Genomic DNA, 14396 nt, shown 5'->3' on the forward strand with positions numbered 1-14396 from the left:
CGTTCCGGCAGCGGCCCGACCTGGCTTGACTGGTATACCGGCCAGCTCACCCCTCCTCCTCGAGGCCCAGTCCGGCCCCGAGCGCGTCCGCCCCCAGATCGGTCAACTCGCATTCCAGACATTCGACGTCGAGGCGGATGGCGCCGCCATGGGCGAACAGCAGCAGGGCGCTGCCGCCGGGCTCCTCGTCGCGGCCGTCCTGGGAGTGAAACTCGATGCCGACGAGGTCCAGAACCTCGTCCGGCGCGCCGAGGTCGATGTTGCGCGACTTGCAGGCGAGCACGCGGTCGAAGCGGAGCGCGGCGACCAGCCGGCGGGGTTCGGCCTCGCCGTCCAGTGACTGCTCCCAGTCCAGCCGGCTCATCCCGACCACCAGCCGCTTCTCGCTTTGCCGCCAGATGATGTCGGCGGCCTGGACGCGGGCGTCCTGCACATGGGTCGAGATCACGGCGAGATCGTCGGCGTCGAGCGCGATCAGTTTGAGCTGGGGCGACATCGCCGGCATTTCTCCTCGGGGGCCGATAAGGCTCAACGCGCGCGGACGCGGAAATTTCCGTGAAACTAACGGGCCAGCCGGCTAGAGGCTATTGATATCCTCCATCTCCAGCACCTTCCGCGGATACCCCTCCCGGGCGACACGAATCATGGCGCGGCCCATCTGCTCGGTCGAGGTGACGAGCCGCGGCGAGATCCGGCGCAGCGCCGACCAGAGCGGCCCGGTTGTGGCATACACGGCCTGCACCCAGGCGGTCTTCGAGCGGGCGCCGTGCAGGGGCTGGATCGCGCCTGGACGGAACATGTAGGCGCCCCGGAACGGCAGCTTGAGCAGATCGTTTTCGGTCTTGCCCTTGATCCGCGCCCACATCCGCGATCCCTGCTCGGTGGAATCGGTGCCGGCGCCGGTGACGTAGACGAACGTCATCTGCGGATTGAGCTTCGCGAGCGTCGTCGCCGCCGCGAGCGTGAGATCGTAGGTGAGATGGCGATAGCGATCCTCGCTCATGCCGATCGAGGAGACGCCGAGGCAGAAGAAGCAGGCATCGAAGCCCGTGAGCTGCGCTTCGATCGCCGAGTAGTCGGTGAAATCGCCGTGCGTGATTTCGGTGAGCTTGGCATTGCGGACGCCGGTCGGGCTGCGGCCGACCACGAGCACGCGGTCGATGCCGGTGTCGATCAGGCATTCGCGCAATACGCCCTGCCCGACCATGCCGGTCGCGCCGAAGATGATGACTTGCATCGTGACGTCCCCAACCGGCCCGTGGCTCATGCGGCGACCGCGATCTCGTCGAAGGATACACCGGTCAACGTCGCCGAGACATCCCACAGCATGGCGGCCGCGGCGAAATCCTTCGCCTGCGGCATGATCTTCGCCGGCGCGGGCGGCCCCTTCAATTCGTAGAACCAGTTCGGACCGTAATAGCCACCGGGCTCTGCAGCCGGAGAGGTTGCCGCGAACAGCGTGGGCAGCGCGCCTTCGGCTGCGGAGTGGCTTATGAAAGGCTGGAGCCAACGGCTCACACGCCACTGGAAGCTGTTGGCGCCCGGCCCGTTCGGAATGAGATCGGTCCGCGCGTAGCCGGGATGGGCAGCAAGGCTCGTCAGGCCCCAGCCGGCGGCGAGGCTGCGGCGCTGCAGCTCCAGCGAAAACATCAGCATCGCCAGCTTGGACTGGCAATAGGCACGCCAGGGACGATAGGAACGCTTGCCTTGCAGATCGTCGAAATTGATCGCGCCGGAGCGGTGCGCGAGGCTCGACAGATTGACGATGCGAGGCGCTTTCGCGCGGCGAAGCTGCGGCAACAGCTGTGCTGTCAGCGCGTAATGGCCGAGATAGTTGGTGCCGAGCTGCATCTCGAAACCATCCTCTGTCTGCTGCCGCTTCGGCAGCGCCATCACGCCGGCATTGTTGATGAGGAGATCGAGCTGCTCATTGCTGGCGGCAAAGCGCCTGGTAAAATCGGCGACGGAGGCGAGACTGGCGAGATCGAGATGCTCGTAGGCGATCAATGCGTTGGGAAACCGCTCGCAAATGCCCTCGATCGCCCGCAGGCCCTTTGCGTCGTTGCGTCCGGTGAGTATGACAATGGCACCGGCGCCCGCCAGCGCCATCGCCGTCTCGTAGCCGAGGCCGCCCGTCGCCCCGGTCACGACGGCGGTCTTGCCGCTGAGGGAGGGGATGTCTGCCGTGCTCCAGTCGGTCATGCCGTATCTCCGTTCGGGGCTGGAATGAGGCCCGCGACCGGTCTAAATGTGCACTGAGTGCAAGTTTGCAAGAGGTGAAATAATTTGAAGGCTTCAAAGCCCGGCGGGAAATCGGTCAGGACAGGCGCCAAGCCATTGCCGGCAGGAGCAAAATCCCCTGACGGCCCCGGCCTGCGCCAGCGTAAATTGCAAGAGACCCGCGAGCGGCTGACCCGTGCGGCGATGGCGCTGTTCCTGGAGCGCGGCTTCGAGGCCACGACCATCGACGACATCGCGACCGCGGCCGACGTGTCACGCCGCAGCTTCTTCCACTACTTCGCGTCGAAGGAGGACGTGGTCGCCGCCTGGCAGGAGGGCGCAGCAAGCGCGCTGGTCGCAGAGGTCGTGGCGCGGCCAGCGGGCGAAACCATGCTGACGGCGGCGGAGAATGCGATCGCGGCGGCGGTCAGGCGGATCGACCCGGCGGAAGCGGCGGCGATGTCGCGGCTCAAGCGCGACAATCCCGCGCTGCAGGCGCGCGACCAGCTCAAATACGAGAAGCTCGAGCGCGCACTGGCCGAAGGGCTTTCGCAGCGTGCCAAAACCAAATCGGACAGGCTCAAGGCACGGCTCGTCGCCATGATCGCCACCGGCGCGATGCGCGTCGGCGGCGAAAGCTGGATCGGCGAAGGTGTGCGCGAGAAGCCGGAGGTTTTCGTGAAGCGCACGTTCGATGCGATCAGGGCGATCTTGAAGTGACGCTCTTCCCCTCTCCCCTTGTGGGAGAGGGTGGATCAATCGCGCTTCGCGCGATTGAGACGGGTGAGGGGTTGTCTCCGCGCGTGAACTCTTGCAGTTCGACTCGTTGAAGCAGACCCCTTATCCGGCGCCATAGCCGATGCAGAGCATCGGCGTTCTTAAGAACGGCGGCCGAAGGCCGCCTATGCCACCTTCTCCCACAAGGGGAGAAGGAAGACTCCCTCACCCCTTGAAGAACGCGAGCAGGTCCGCGTTGATGGTTTCGGCGTGCGTGGTCGGCATGCCGTGCGGGAAGCCCTTGTAGGTCTTGAGCGTGCCGTTCTTCAGCAGCTTGGCCGACAGCGGGCCGGAATCGGCGTAGGGAACGATCTGGTCGTCGTCGCCGTGCATCACCAGCACGGGCACGCTGATCTTCTTCAGGTCCTCGGTGAAATCGGTCTGCGAGAACGCGACGATGCCATCGTAATGCGCCTTCGCGCCGCCCATCATGCCCTGGCGCCACCAGTTCTGGATCACCGCTTCCGACGGCTTTGCGCCGGGACGGTTGTAGCCGTAGAAAGGACCGGAAGCGACGTCGCGGTAGAAGCCGGTGCGGCTGGCGGCGAGCTGCTTCTGGAGATCGTCGAACACGCTCTTCGGCAGGCCGCCGGGATTGGCCGCCGTCTGCACCATCAGCGGCGGCACCGCGGAGAGGATCGCAGCCTTCGCCACCCGGCTCTCGCCGTGACGCGCGATGTAGTGCACGACCTCGCCGCCGCCGGTGGAGTGGCCGACATGGATGGCGTTCTTGAGGTCGAGATGCGCGGTCACCGCCGCGAGATCGTCGGCATAGTGATCCATGTCGTGGCCGTCGGCGACCTGCGAGGAGCGGCCGTGGCCGCGGCGGTCATGGGCGATGACGCGGTAGCCGTGATTGGCGAAGAATATCATCTGCGTGTCCCAGTCGTCGGCCGACAGCGGCCAGCCATGGCTGAACACGATCGGCTGGCCCGAGCCCCAATCCTTGAAAAAGATCTCGACGCCGTCCTTGGTGGTGATGGTGGGCATGAATGGCTCCTTCAGTGAAAATCAATCCGGGGCTCGCAAAACGCGAGCCGGCGATCCGGAGATGGTCGGGCGATGTCACGAGGTCGATGCCGCGCACCGACCGTGAACGTGCGATCAGGCAAACGTCATCGGCTTGTAGCGGCGCCAGGCGCCGATGGTCAGCACCACGAAGAACACCAGCACGATGCCCTGCACCACGGCGAACACGGGGCCTCCCGGCGGATTCGGCGGCACGGCAGGCGCGAGCGCGGCGAGCGCCGGCACCTTCAGGAACGACTGGATCACCAGCACGAAGACGTTGAAATAGAGCGAGATCATCGCGGTCACGATGTAGACGGGACGCCAGACCCCTTTGAGCTTCATTCCGTAGAGCGCGAGGCAGGCGATCGCGAGCAGCACCAGCGAGATGCCGGCGATGATGTACGAGGGCAGCAGCTCCTTGAACGGAAACAGGAAGCCGGTGACGCTGGTGAGGATCGTGAACAGCAGGAAGATCGCGGTGAGGCCCGGCATCGGCTTCGACCCGAGCAGGCCGAACATCACGACCAGGCCGGCGACGATGCCGATCAGGCTGATGATGACATGGACCAACGTGAAGGCGGGCAGGCTCAATCCAAGCATCATCTCACTCTCTCCGTTTGGAAGCTTTGGATGGTATTACGGCCCTCATTGAATGGCTACATGCGCGATGTCACAGGCTCGTGCGGAGCCATGCGCCGTCGTGCGAATCGACAAACGCATGACTGAATTTTTTGCACCGCTGTCACAAACGAGAGCAGTTTGTAGCCCGGATGGGGCGAAGCTAAATCCGGGCTACGAGCTTGCAGGTCTTCGACGAAAGTTGAATCGAATTTGGCGAGACGCTTCGCGCGCGCTCAGACTTCCTTGGTGTCGAAGATCAGCAGATCGGCGCCGCCGCTGGCGAATTTCGGCACGTCGCCCGCGGCCGCCTTGCCAGCTTCGCTGCCGAAGGCCTTCTGGATGTCGCCCACGCTGTCGAAGCTGAGAATGGCGACGAGGTGGACGCCCGATGGTCCGGCGGGCGAGCCGACTGCGCCCGTACTGACGGCGTATTTCTTCAGGCCGGGAAGTTTCTTCGCGAGCGGAATGTGGATCTCGGCATAATGCTTGTCGAAGGCGGCGGCGTCCTTGGGCGTCTTGTAGAGCACGACGAGTTCGGCCATTTAGTCCTCCCTTGTGAATCTTTTGTTCTTCCACGCGCGATTGGCCTCGCGACGGGGCGATAGTCCGTGGGACACGGCAAGATGGCAAGTGAGATTCCGCTTGCCGTCTGCTTGTCTTGTCCTTGACTAAAGCGCCGGTTTTGCGGCGTCGCCGAGATAGCCGTGCAGGGAGGCCACGACCTGCGCGCCTTCGCCAATGGCGCCGCCGACGCGCTTGACCGAGCCGGAGCGGACGTCGCCGACCGCGTAGACGCCGGGCACCGAGGTCTCCAGTGGGGCCACCAGCTTGCCCTGGTTCAGCTCGGACTGCGCGCCCGTCACGACGAAGCCGCCGCGATCGAGCGTGACGCCGCAGCCGTCGAGCCAGCTGGTGGCGGGATCGGCACCGACGAACAAAAAGAGATTCTTGATGTCGGCGGAGTCTTCATCGCTCGACAGCCGGCTCTTCCAGCGGATGCGCCGCAGCAGCGAAGCCTCGTCGCCCTCGAGCGCGGTGATCTCGGTGTTGAACATCAATTCGATGTTGGGTGTCGCTTCGATGCGCTCGATGAGATAGCGCGACATGCTGGCCCCAAGCCCGCCGCCGCGGATGATCATCAGCACCTTCTTGGCGTGTCCCGACAGGAACACGGCCGCCTGGCCCGCCGAATTGCCGGCGCCGACCAGGGCCACCTCCTCGCCGGCGCAGAGCCGCGCCTCGACCGGAGAGGCCCAATACCAGACGCCGCGGCCCTCGAACTTGTCGAGGTTCTCGATCTCGGGGCGGCGATAACGCGCGCCGCTCGCAACCACGACTGCGCGCGAACGCAAGGGATCGCTGCCGTCGAGCGTCACCGCAAAGGCGCCGTCCCGGCGCGTGCAGTCGAGCGACTTCACCGTGACGGGGATCATGATGTCGGCGCCGAACTTCTGCGCCTGGTTGAACGCGCGCGCGGTCAGGGCCTGGCCGGAAATGCCGGTCGGAAAGCCCAGATAGTTTTCGATGCGCGCGCTGGCGCCGGCCTGGCCGCCGAAGGCGCGGGTGTCGAGCACGGCGACCGAAAGCCCTTCGGAGGCGGCATACACCGCGGTCGCCAGCCCCGCGGGTCCGCAGCCGACGATCGCGACATCGTAGATGCGGTCGTTGCGGGGGCCGCCGATCATGCCGATCGCGCGCGCAACCTCGGTTTCGCTGGGGTTGCGCAGCACCTCGCCGCTCGCCGCGACGACCAGCGGCCAGTCTTCCGGCTTCGGCGAATAGCGCGCGATCACCTCGGCGGCGTCGCGGTCACGCTCGGGATCGAGCAGATGATGCGGCTGGCCGTTGCGGGTGAGGAAGCCCTGCAAGCGCACCACGCCGGCCGAATACGAGGGACCGATCAGCACCACACCGCCGACGCCGGCCTGAAGCAGATTGACCCGGCGCAGGATCAGCGCGCGCATGATGCGCTCGCCGAGCTCGGCCTCGGCGACCAGCAGCGCGCGCAGGCGGGGCGGCGGCAGCAGCAGCGTCTCGACCTCGCCTTCGGCGCGGCCGTCGACCAGCGCCGGCCGGCCCGAGAGCTGGCTGAGCTCGGCCAGAAATTGCCCCGGCCCCTGGTCGATCAGCGGCGTGACATTGCCGAGCCCGTCGCGCTGGGTGATGGCGACGTGGCCCTTCAGCACGACGAACATGCCCGGTCCGGGCTTGCCGGTCTCGAATAGGAATTCGCCGTCAGCGTAGGTGCGGACCTCGCCGAAATTCCGCATGCGCTCGATCTCGGCCGATGTCAGCGCCGGAAAGGTCTGCTCAGGGCGCGTGAACCGCGACATCTGCGCGTCACCATCGTCTCGTTGCTGCTCGTCCTGCCCCATTGCCACGTCCATGCACTCCAAAAAATCTAATCGCCAGACTTCAATCGCCGGTCTTGCCGGCGGTCCCCTCATCTAGGGAAGCATCGTCGTTCTGCGAGGGGTCGGTGATTGCGGCGCGTTCGCGCGCCTGCACTTTCCGTCGCTTCAGGTTTTCGCGCAGCGCCGATTTCAGCCGGTCGTCCCGCGCCCCCCTCGCCTGTCTCGTGCTCTTGTCGTTCTCGTCAGCCATTAGCGGTCCATACCAGCGATCCGCGATAACATGCCCGGAGAATGCGGCAGCTCAAGAGGCCCCTCACGAACTGTTCGTGCGAAATCCAAAATGGGCCGAATGCCATGCCGCGGCCAACTGGCCAGTTGGCCGGGGATATCGGAACCGAAATCGGCGGAAAGTCGGTACTTTCACCTGAAAACGGGCATTTTGGCCCCGATATCGACCCGATTTTCTCGTTTTGGCGGAGCTAGCAAGCTTGCACAGGAGGGGGGCTTGTGGCAGATATCGGCCCGCTTGGTAGGCCCCCTTGGCGGCCGATTCTCATCCCAGCACATGCTGCCGTAGCTCAGTGGTAGAGCACTCCATTGGTAATGGAGAGGTCGACAGTTCAATCCTGTCTGGCAGCACCAGTTTCCTCAGAAAATCGCCTTCTTCCGTTGCCCGGTTGCCTCCTGGGAGGGGCCGGACGTGTCGTCCGCCCCCTCCGATTCTCGCAGTGATCGAGCTCAGCTAGAAGCCGAAGCCGATGCCGCCGGCTGCGAGATGGTGCGATGTGCCGCCGAAGCTGGCCGTCCACGGGCTGGTCGCAGCATGAGCGGGATTCACGGTGGAGCCGAAAACCTGATTCACATCGCCGACGTACAGATAGCGGTACTCGCCGAACAGGTAAGCGCCGCTGTTGCCGAGGGCGAAGCGCGCACCGGCCTTGGCCTGTGCCGCAAAGGTCCAGGCTGAGGAGTCCGGACGCGCGTTGAAGTGGTTGATGCCAGGCTCGGCCGGGTCGGTCTGTGTGGACGTGGCGCCGTTGATGGAGACGTTCGCGGCCCCGATCCCGCCACCGATATAGGGCGTGATGCCTTGATAGGGCGTGTTGAAACCGACAACCATGTTCGCCAGCAGCACCGTGGTGCGCGTCGGGAAAGTCGTGTCGAAGGAGTGCTCTGCAAATCGGTCTGTGGGGGTCACCAACGTCGCACGCGGCTGGTTACCTGCCAGATAGAAACCTTCGATCTCCAAAGCGGGCCGCAGATACGTACCATACGACCATTCATAACCGAGATGCGCGCCACCGAACCCGACGCCGCCGCTGCTGGTCCGCCCTGTGGCGTCGACAGCCAAGGGGCCCCCGACGGCCTCAACGAAAAAGACGGTGCCGAGCTGGCTGACGTCAGTGCCGCCGCGACTGCCGCCGCCACCGAACACACCGACATAGGCACCGCCGGTGCGCGCCGGCACGACTGCGGGTCCCTTGTTGTACATCGCATAAGCCTGCGCGGGCGGTGCTACCGCAACCGTCTCCCTCGCGGCGTCGCGTCCGGCTGGCTTGGCTGCCGGTGCAGTCGCCTCTCGCGGAGTGACCGTGCGCCGCTCCTGTTTGGCCTCCTTCAATTCGGCGCGCAGCTCGGAGATGGTCTGCTGCTGCGCTTTCAGCATGCGAAACAGTTCGGCGTTGGAGGGAACGTCCTCGGCATGGGCGGCGCTCGCCGTCATCAATCCCGCGGCCACGATGAAACATTTACGCGCTGTCATTTGATACCCCGCCCCTCGGTTGCAAATCATCGCTGACACTATGGAACCTGGTCAGGCCATCGCAAAGATATCGCGTCCGCGGATGCGACCGTTTGAGGCACCTAAGCTGGCGATTACGAACGCATGTGGATTTTGAGCGACACGCACCCCGCGTCTCGATCAATCCCATCGGGCAACACGATTCTCAATTCACGCATGAAGCGGCATTCTCGCGGCATGAAACGCCCGAGTTTTGCTCTCCTCTTTCGCTCTCTTCCGTGAAGAGGGCGCAGGGAAGGCCGGGTGCCGGCTGGCACCCATGATCCGCTGCGCCAGGAATTTGCACACGCAAATGCGCAGGCGGGAAACAGGTGGGCCGGAAAAACACCCGGCCTTCCCTGCGCGATGGTCTGACGGCTTATGCGCGCTCTCCCCGGAGCCGAGTTCCTTCTGGCCTCCGTCACCTCGCGAATTGGCGATGCCTCGAAACCCGGTAGAGCCCCGATCCATCTCCGCAAGGCTTGACCGTAGCAACGACGGTCAGGACCACGCGTTTTCGCCGTACGCAGCGATCCAGCTCCGCCCAAGGGCTTCGCCGGACACAGGCGCCGTCCGTCCCGCACGCAGTCAAGGCCCTCACGAGGTTCATCTCGCCCTGGTCCCGCATTCGCGTGCCCGGCACTGCCGCGTCCACCGCACCCCGGCCCACGTTCGTGACGACGTACGATCGCCCCTCTTCTCGGGCCGGGATGGCGGAGAGAATGCCGCAATTCCGAATTTCGGTAAAGTGGAATATTTTTACTGAAGAGGATTGACGGGTTTGTGCGAGCGGCGGGTGTTTTGCCCGACGCATCAATTAGCGCGAGCGTGTCGGCTTTTGGCGACATCGCATTTGTCACTCGCCGCAGGTTCCATCAGGTCATGCTGCTGACGCATTCTCTGTCTTAGTCGGGGACAACCTAAAACACTGCGTGCGGACCGCTCTGGTTCGCACATCGGTTCCGTAGCCAGGGGTTGGCTCGAATCCGCAAAGCACTGGTGCAAGTTCGTGAACGCTTCCGCGTTCGCTTGACCATGTTTGCGGTGTCGGAACCGGACGATCGAAAAAATCACAGGAGTTATAATGCTGTTCCGCTCGAGCGCCGCAATTTGCGGCGCCCTGGTTGCGCTTGCCGTTTCTGTTCCCGTTGATCGAAGTGAAGCGTGTGAAGTTCACTCAAGCGCCGTCGTCGATGCCGCCTCCGGGGAGGCGATCGTTGGCGCCGCATCCATGTACAATCCGTTCAAGCCCGGCAAGGAAGAGGGCGGTCCGAACACAGCCTCCGGCGAGCGCTATGATCCCTCTGTCTGGGCGGCTGCCATCAAGACGAATTTGCGCGGGAAATTTGGTGGGGTCCAATTTGGCGCGAGGCCGAAATATGCGCTCGTCGAGGCCGTCGGCAAGAAGGTCATCGTCAAGATAAATGACGTGGGGCCATTAAGGCCTGGCCGCATCATCGACCTCAACGAGCGGACGATGCGCCATTTCGATCCAAGCCTGGAACTCGGAGTCATTGTTGGCGTAAGGGTGATCCCACTTTCAGGGGACGATTGGATCCCGGGACCGGTGGGCTGAACGTCCCACGCGAAGTGGCGTGGCCCGGATGGAGCGCGAGCGTAATCCGGGACCGTCAGCCGCGGAGCGAACTTGCGGCGGCGCAGAGAAGCACAGTCATCTCGCGGGGGTTTCGTCTTCGTCCGCCTGGTGTCCGGTGAGGCGATCGTCGGCACGGCGCAGCCGCCGGCATAGCTCTCGATTGACGTTCTGCAGGACGATCACATAGGCGTGGATATCGGCCTTGTAGCAAGCGTAGAGCTTTTGCGCCGTCAGCTCGTACAGCACCGTCGGACTCTCCGCGACCACCGTGGCGGAGCGATTCTGCATTTCAATCAGCGTCATTTCACCGAAGAAATCGCCAGCCTCCAGAACGGAAATCGGGATGACGTTCCCCGAGTTCGCCCGCTTGCTCACCGCCAGCCGGCCGGACTTGACGATGAACAGCGAGCGTCCCGGCTCGCTTTCCGCCACGACGGTCGCGCCGGCATCAAAGCGGCACTCGACCAGCATCGAAATCAGCAGGTCGAGGCTCGGGTCCGGAAGACCGCCGAAGAACGGCGTCGCGAGCAGGAACGTTTTCAGCTCGGGGGCACTGACAACCATCGCGCTAGGATACGCCCCGTCGCTATCTGCGACAAGCGGAGCGGAGATCGGCGCTGACGACGCCGAACGTGTTTGAACAAGGCGGTCAGCAAAAGTTTCGTAGGATGGTAGAGCGCTTGCGAAACCCATCATGCTTCCGCGCGGACAAAGTGCGATGGGTTTCGCTTCGCTCTACTACGCGCTACGCGCGGCCATATCACCGCGGCGCAGTGCTCTCGCCGCGCAAGGTCCTTCGCTTTCGCCACACCTGCAGGTCGATCATGACTTTTACGGTTGCCGCGAGGACGAGCGCGCAGAGTGCCGCCTTAGAGATCGTCTCCATCGTCCCCTCGATTAGCAGGCAATGGACCACGCTGCCTGCGACGATGACGATCGCCAGCGGCATGTGAATGAAGCGCCAGGTTCGTGGTCGCAGTCCCAATCGCCGGCGCAGGGCGGCCAAAAGCGCGACCGCGAAGATGGCCCACATCGCGGTCACGCCAAAGGGAGAGAACGGCGTCGGCGATGAGAAAGTCAGCGCGTCGATCATGTCGGGCGGGCTGGTGATCCAGAGGCCAACGACATGGATCACGATCGCTGCGACCAGCGCGCCGCCAATCCAGTGATGTGCGCGCCGTCCGCGATAGGCCGGAAATCCCGGCAGATATCCGCCGATCAGCAGGGGCTGAACGAGCACGAGGCCGAGGGCAACAATCCCCGCAAACCCGGCCAGGATGTAAAGCGAACCGCGCCATGCGAGCTGCTCGCTTCCCGCTGCCGCGGCGATCGGCACGCCAATTGCCAAAGCAAGGGCGACCCAGATCAGGATCACCCGGGCCAGTCTCCACCCCTTCATTCGCAACCCGGTCAGCCCGGCTGCAGGACGAAGTGCGCTTCCAGGCTCGTCTCCTTCGCGCTCCGCATCACCGGCCGCAGAAAGACGGTCTTGAACTCGCCGCTGTCATAGGCGAGGTGACCGTGCGGCTGGCCGAAGATCGGAATGATCTGCGGCATCTCGAGCCGGAACTTGCCGTCCTTGTCGGTGAGCGTGGCGCCATGACTCTGCGGCTCCTGCTCCTGCCCTTCGGTCGTGTGCGCCCAGATCTGGATGCGCTGCCCGGCGAGCGGCGCCCCGTCGCCTGCGCGGCGTACGGTGCCGCTCATCCAGAAGCCGCCCTTGCCGATCCGGTCCACGATCGCCGCGCCCTTCCGGTAATTGTTCGCGCCACCCGACATCGACTCGGTCGGTGCGAGGCCTTCGGCACGGGCCGGCAACAGGAGCCCGGACACCCCGGCCGCCAGGACCGAGCCGCCGGCGGCGAGGAGATAGCGTCGGTTGAGTACGACCATGGTCATGTCAGTTCCTCCTCGCGACCCCAGCAGTTGTTTCACCAAGGGTACAACAACAGGCGCAAAACGCCCAGTTGAGACAAAGGGCGCCATGGGTCGCAATAACAGGGTTGTGAACGGAGGTGCCGGCCACTCAAACAGCCGCGAACGAACGCCATTCTCGCGGCATGAAACGCCCGAGTTCGGTTTTGGTCCTTCCCGCTCGTCCGTGAAGAGGGTGCAGGGAAGACTTGGTGCCGGCTGGCACCCATGGCCCGCTGTGCTGCTTCGGCCATAGCGCCGGGCCACTGTTCAGCCTGCTGCGGGCGTAATAGCCTGATCGGTCCAACACATCATGCGGGGCAAACTTGCTCAATGCGGGCTGGGAGAGACCATCAATGAAGCGCTGGTTGCCCGGACTCGACACTCTCCGTCAATATGAAGCAGCATGGCTTCCGCACGATATCTTCGCCGGCATCGTCCTGGCGACAATGCTGGTCCCGGTCGGCATTGCCTATGCAGCTGCATCGGGCCTGCCGGGCATCTACGGTTTGTACGCAACGATCGTGCCGCTGCTGGCCTACGCGCTGTTCGGCCCAAGCCGCATTCTCGTCCTTGGCCCGGACTCGGCGCTGGCGGCAATACTCCTTGGAGTCATCGCTCCCTTGGCTCAGGGCGATCCCCTGCGGGCCGTGACACTCGCGGGCATGATGGCGATTGTCTCAGGGACGGTCTGTATCCTGGCAGGTGTCGCGCGCCTTGGCTTTATCACCGAGCTTCTCTCGAAGCCGATACGCTACGGGTATATGAACGGAATTGCCCTGACCGTATTGATCAGCCAGCTGCCCAAGCTCTTCGGCTTTTCCATCGAGAGCGAGGGGCCACTGCGAAGCCTGTGGGCGATTGTCAGCGCGATCCTTGGGGGGCAGATAAACTGGGTCGCGTTCGCGATTGGCCTCGCCACGTTGATCGTGATCCTGCTTCTCAGGAACAACAAGCGGGTACCGGGCCTTCTGATTGCGGTCGTTGGGGCTACGCTCGTCGTCGGGGTGCTTGATCTCGGGACGCAATACGGCGTCAAGGTGCTGGGCCCCCTTCCCCAGGGCCTGCCGGGTTTCGTTGTCCCATGGATCACCTCCAGCGACCTCGTGCCGGTGCTGATCGGCGGTTGTGCAGTAGCGATGGTTTCGTTTGCCGATACGAGCGTACTTTCACGTGCCTATGCTGCGCGATTGGGGTCTCGGGTCGATCCCAACCAAGAGATGGTCGGGCTCGGTGCCGCCAATCTGGCGACGGGATTTTTCCAGGGCTTCCCGATCAGCAGCAGTAGTTCACGGACACCCGTTGCGGAAGCCGCCGGTGCCCGCACTCAACTCACCAGCGTCGTAGGCGCGCTTGCCATCGCGTTGCTCCTCCTGGTCGCGCCGAGCCTGCTCCAACATTTACCCACCGCCGCATTGGCCGCCGTCGTCATCGCATCGGCGATTGGCTTGATTGAAGTTGCCGACCTCAAACGAATCTATCGCATTCAGCGGTGGGAATTCTGGCTGGCGATCGTCTGCTTTGTCGGCGTAGCAGTGCTCGGAGTCATTCCAGGAATTGGTCTTGCGATCGCAATCGCTATCATCGAGTTCCTGTGGGACGGTTGGCGCCCACACTCCGCCGTATTGGGGCGCGCCCACGGCGTCAAAGGCTATCACGACATCACACGATATCCGGATGCGCGCCGGGTCCCCGGGCTGGTCCTGTTTCGCTGGGATGCACCTCTGTTTTTTGCCAACGCCGAATTCTTCAGGGAACGCGTCCTGGATGCCGTAGCGACATCGCCAACACCCGTGCGTTGGCTAGTTGTTGCCGCGGAGCCGGTCACGAGCGTAGACGTCACCGCCTGCGACGTGGTTGCCGAACTGGACCGATCGTTGCACGCGCAAGGCATAGAGTTTTGTTTTGCCGAACTCAAAGATCCCGTGAAGGACAAGCTGAAAAGATTTGGCCTCTTCGCGCAGCTTGGAGAGAATTACTTCTTCCCGACAATCGGCGTAGCCGTCGCCCGCTATCTCGAAACCAACAACGTGGAATGGGAGGACTGGGAGGACGACGATGTGCAGGGCTTGGAGAGAGTAGCGGGCCAAGATACCGCGTCTGGTCCTTAGCCGAGATTCAG

15 protein-coding genes and 1 tRNA gene are annotated in these 14396 nt (G+C 63.9%); 4 read left to right on the plus strand and 12 right to left on the minus strand.

Going from position 1 to position 14396, the window contains the following annotated elements:
* Nucleotides 1-46 precede the first annotated feature (46 nt).
* The 3 genes from AB7290_RS39810 to AB7290_RS39820 form a co-directional block, all read right to left on the minus strand.
* The gene (locus AB7290_RS39810) at nt 47-496 is read right to left on the minus strand and encodes a DUF2948 family protein (RefSeq protein ID WP_063986739.1); all 450 of its coding nucleotides are present in this window, start codon (nt 494-496) and stop codon (nt 47-49) included.
* Nucleotides 497-577: 81 nt separating this feature from the next.
* A complete protein-coding gene (locus tag AB7290_RS39815; RefSeq protein ID WP_085400977.1) occupies nt 578-1237 on the minus strand; it encodes an NAD(P)H-binding protein in 660 nt (219 codons plus the stop codon).
* Between the two features lie 26 nt (nt 1238-1263).
* Nucleotides 1264-2202, minus strand: coding sequence for an SDR family oxidoreductase (locus AB7290_RS39820; RefSeq protein ID WP_085400913.1), 939 nt, complete (start codon nt 2200-2202; stop codon nt 1264-1266).
* Between the two features lie 84 nt (nt 2203-2286).
* Between AB7290_RS39820 and AB7290_RS39825 the strand changes: the two genes are divergently transcribed.
* Nucleotides 2287-2940 carry a TetR/AcrR family transcriptional regulator gene (locus tag AB7290_RS39825; RefSeq protein ID WP_085400912.1) on the plus strand — a complete coding sequence of 218 codons (654 nt, stop codon included), beginning with the start codon at nt 2287-2289 and terminating at the stop codon, nt 2938-2940.
* Nucleotides 2941-3162: 222 nt separating this feature from the next.
* Here the strand turns inward: AB7290_RS39825 and AB7290_RS39830 are convergent, their stop codons facing one another.
* The 5 genes from AB7290_RS39830 to AB7290_RS39850 all read right to left on the minus strand — a co-directional run bounded on the left by AB7290_RS39830 (nt 3163) and on the right by AB7290_RS39850 (nt 7233).
* Nucleotides 3163-3987, minus strand: coding sequence for an alpha/beta fold hydrolase (locus AB7290_RS39830; RefSeq protein WP_085400911.1), 825 nt, complete (start codon nt 3985-3987; stop codon nt 3163-3165).
* Nucleotides 3988-4101: 114 nt separating this feature from the next.
* On the minus strand, nt 4102-4611 hold the full coding sequence (locus AB7290_RS39835; RefSeq protein ID WP_085400910.1) for a hypothetical protein: 510 nt from the start codon (nt 4609-4611) through the stop codon (nt 4102-4104).
* A 251-nt stretch (nt 4612-4862) separates the two neighbouring features.
* The gene (locus tag AB7290_RS39840; RefSeq protein WP_085400908.1) at nt 4863-5171 is read right to left on the minus strand and encodes an EthD family reductase; all 309 of its coding nucleotides are present in this window, start codon (nt 5169-5171) and stop codon (nt 4863-4865) included.
* Nucleotides 5172-5297: 126 nt separating this feature from the next.
* Nucleotides 5298-7004, minus strand: a complete 1707-nt coding sequence (locus AB7290_RS39845) for an FAD-dependent oxidoreductase (protein ID WP_085400907.1) — start codon at nt 7002-7004, stop codon at nt 5298-5300.
* Nucleotides 7005-7044: 40 nt separating this feature from the next.
* A complete protein-coding gene (locus AB7290_RS39850; RefSeq protein ID WP_028159142.1) occupies nt 7045-7233 on the minus strand; it encodes a hypothetical protein in 189 nt (62 codons plus the stop codon).
* Nucleotides 7234-7550: 317 nt separating this feature from the next.
* On the opposite strand from AB7290_RS39850, the gene AB7290_RS39855 reads away from it, so the two are divergent.
* A tRNA-Thr gene (locus tag AB7290_RS39855) sits at nt 7551-7625 on the plus strand.
* Nucleotides 7626-7725: 100 nt separating this feature from the next.
* Here AB7290_RS39855 and AB7290_RS39860 read toward each other — a convergent pair.
* Nucleotides 7726-8745 carry an outer membrane protein gene (locus AB7290_RS39860; protein ID WP_245344060.1) on the minus strand — a complete coding sequence of 340 codons (1020 nt, stop codon included), beginning with the start codon at nt 8743-8745 and terminating at the stop codon, nt 7726-7728.
* A 1102-nt stretch (nt 8746-9847) separates the two neighbouring features.
* Between AB7290_RS39860 and AB7290_RS39865 the strand changes: the two genes are divergently transcribed.
* Entirely contained in the window at nt 9848-10339 is a 492-nt protein-coding gene (locus AB7290_RS39865; protein ID WP_094184040.1) for a septal ring lytic transglycosylase RlpA family protein, read from the plus strand.
* Between the two features lie 96 nt (nt 10340-10435).
* Here the strand turns inward: AB7290_RS39865 and AB7290_RS39870 are convergent, their stop codons facing one another.
* The 3 genes from AB7290_RS39870 to AB7290_RS39880 all read right to left on the minus strand — a co-directional run bounded on the left by AB7290_RS39870 (nt 10436) and on the right by AB7290_RS39880 (nt 12259).
* Nucleotides 10436-10924: a cyclic nucleotide-binding domain-containing protein gene (locus AB7290_RS39870; RefSeq protein WP_071909253.1), complete on the minus strand. Its 489-nt coding sequence runs from the start codon at nt 10922-10924 to the stop codon at nt 10436-10438.
* 196 nt (nt 10925-11120) lie between these two features.
* Entirely contained in the window at nt 11121-11759 is a 639-nt protein-coding gene (locus tag AB7290_RS39875; protein WP_085400905.1) for a ferric reductase-like transmembrane domain-containing protein, read from the minus strand.
* Between the two features lie 11 nt (nt 11760-11770).
* The gene (locus AB7290_RS39880; protein ID WP_085400903.1) at nt 11771-12259 is read right to left on the minus strand and encodes a Twin-arginine translocation pathway signal; all 489 of its coding nucleotides are present in this window, start codon (nt 12257-12259) and stop codon (nt 11771-11773) included.
* Nucleotides 12260-12630: 371 nt separating this feature from the next.
* On the opposite strand from AB7290_RS39880, the gene AB7290_RS39885 reads away from it, so the two are divergent.
* On the plus strand, nt 12631-14385 hold the full coding sequence (locus AB7290_RS39885) for a SulP family inorganic anion transporter (protein ID WP_085400902.1): 1755 nt from the start codon (nt 12631-12633) through the stop codon (nt 14383-14385).
* The last annotated feature ends 11 nt before the right edge of the window (nt 14386-14396 follow it).

Source organism: Bradyrhizobium sp. 613_E4_N2_2 (assembly GCF_052075995.1).
GTDB lineage: Bacteria > Pseudomonadota > Alphaproteobacteria > Rhizobiales > Xanthobacteraceae > Bradyrhizobium > Bradyrhizobium barranii.

What these genes read in the sequence shown, in the direction of transcription:
- AB7290_RS39810 (WP_063986739.1), bottom strand. Translation starts at nt 496, where the DNA reads ATGTCGCCCCAGCTCAAACTGATCGCGCTCGACGCCGACGATCTCGCC.
- AB7290_RS39815 (WP_085400977.1), bottom strand. Translation starts at nt 1,237, where the DNA reads ATGCAAGTCATCATCTTCGGCGCGACCGGCATGGTCGGGCAGGGCGTA.
- AB7290_RS39820 (WP_085400913.1), bottom strand. Translation starts at nt 2,202, where the DNA reads ATGACCGACTGGAGCACGGCAGACATCCCCTCCCTCAGCGGCAAGACC.
- AB7290_RS39830 (WP_085400911.1), bottom strand. Translation starts at nt 3,987, where the DNA reads ATGCCCACCATCACCACCAAGGACGGCGTCGAGATCTTTTTCAAGGAT.
- AB7290_RS39835 (WP_085400910.1), bottom strand. Translation starts at nt 4,611, where the DNA reads ATGATGCTTGGATTGAGCCTGCCCGCCTTCACGTTGGTCCATGTCATC.
- AB7290_RS39840 (WP_085400908.1), bottom strand. Translation starts at nt 5,171, where the DNA reads ATGGCCGAACTCGTCGTGCTCTACAAGACGCCCAAGGACGCCGCCGCC.
- AB7290_RS39845 (WP_085400907.1), bottom strand. Translation starts at nt 7,004, where the DNA reads ATGGGGCAGGACGAGCAGCAACGAGACGATGGTGACGCGCAGATGTCG.
- AB7290_RS39850 (WP_028159142.1), bottom strand. Translation starts at nt 7,233, where the DNA reads ATGGCTGACGAGAACGACAAGAGCACGAGACAGGCGAGGGGGGCGCGG.
- AB7290_RS39860 (WP_245344060.1), bottom strand. Translation starts at nt 8,745, where the DNA reads ATGACAGCGCGTAAATGTTTCATCGTGGCCGCGGGATTGATGACGGCG.
- AB7290_RS39865 (WP_094184040.1), top strand. Translation starts at nt 9,848, where the DNA reads ATGCTGTTCCGCTCGAGCGCCGCAATTTGCGGCGCCCTGGTTGCGCTT.
- AB7290_RS39870 (WP_071909253.1), bottom strand. Translation starts at nt 10,924, where the DNA reads ATGGTTGTCAGTGCCCCCGAGCTGAAAACGTTCCTGCTCGCGACGCCG.
- AB7290_RS39875 (WP_085400905.1), bottom strand. Translation starts at nt 11,759, where the DNA reads ATGAAGGGGTGGAGACTGGCCCGGGTGATCCTGATCTGGGTCGCCCTT.
- AB7290_RS39880 (WP_085400903.1), bottom strand. Translation starts at nt 12,259, where the DNA reads ATGACCATGGTCGTACTCAACCGACGCTATCTCCTCGCCGCCGGCGGC.
- AB7290_RS39885 (WP_085400902.1), top strand. Translation starts at nt 12,631, where the DNA reads ATGAAGCGCTGGTTGCCCGGACTCGACACTCTCCGTCAATATGAAGCA.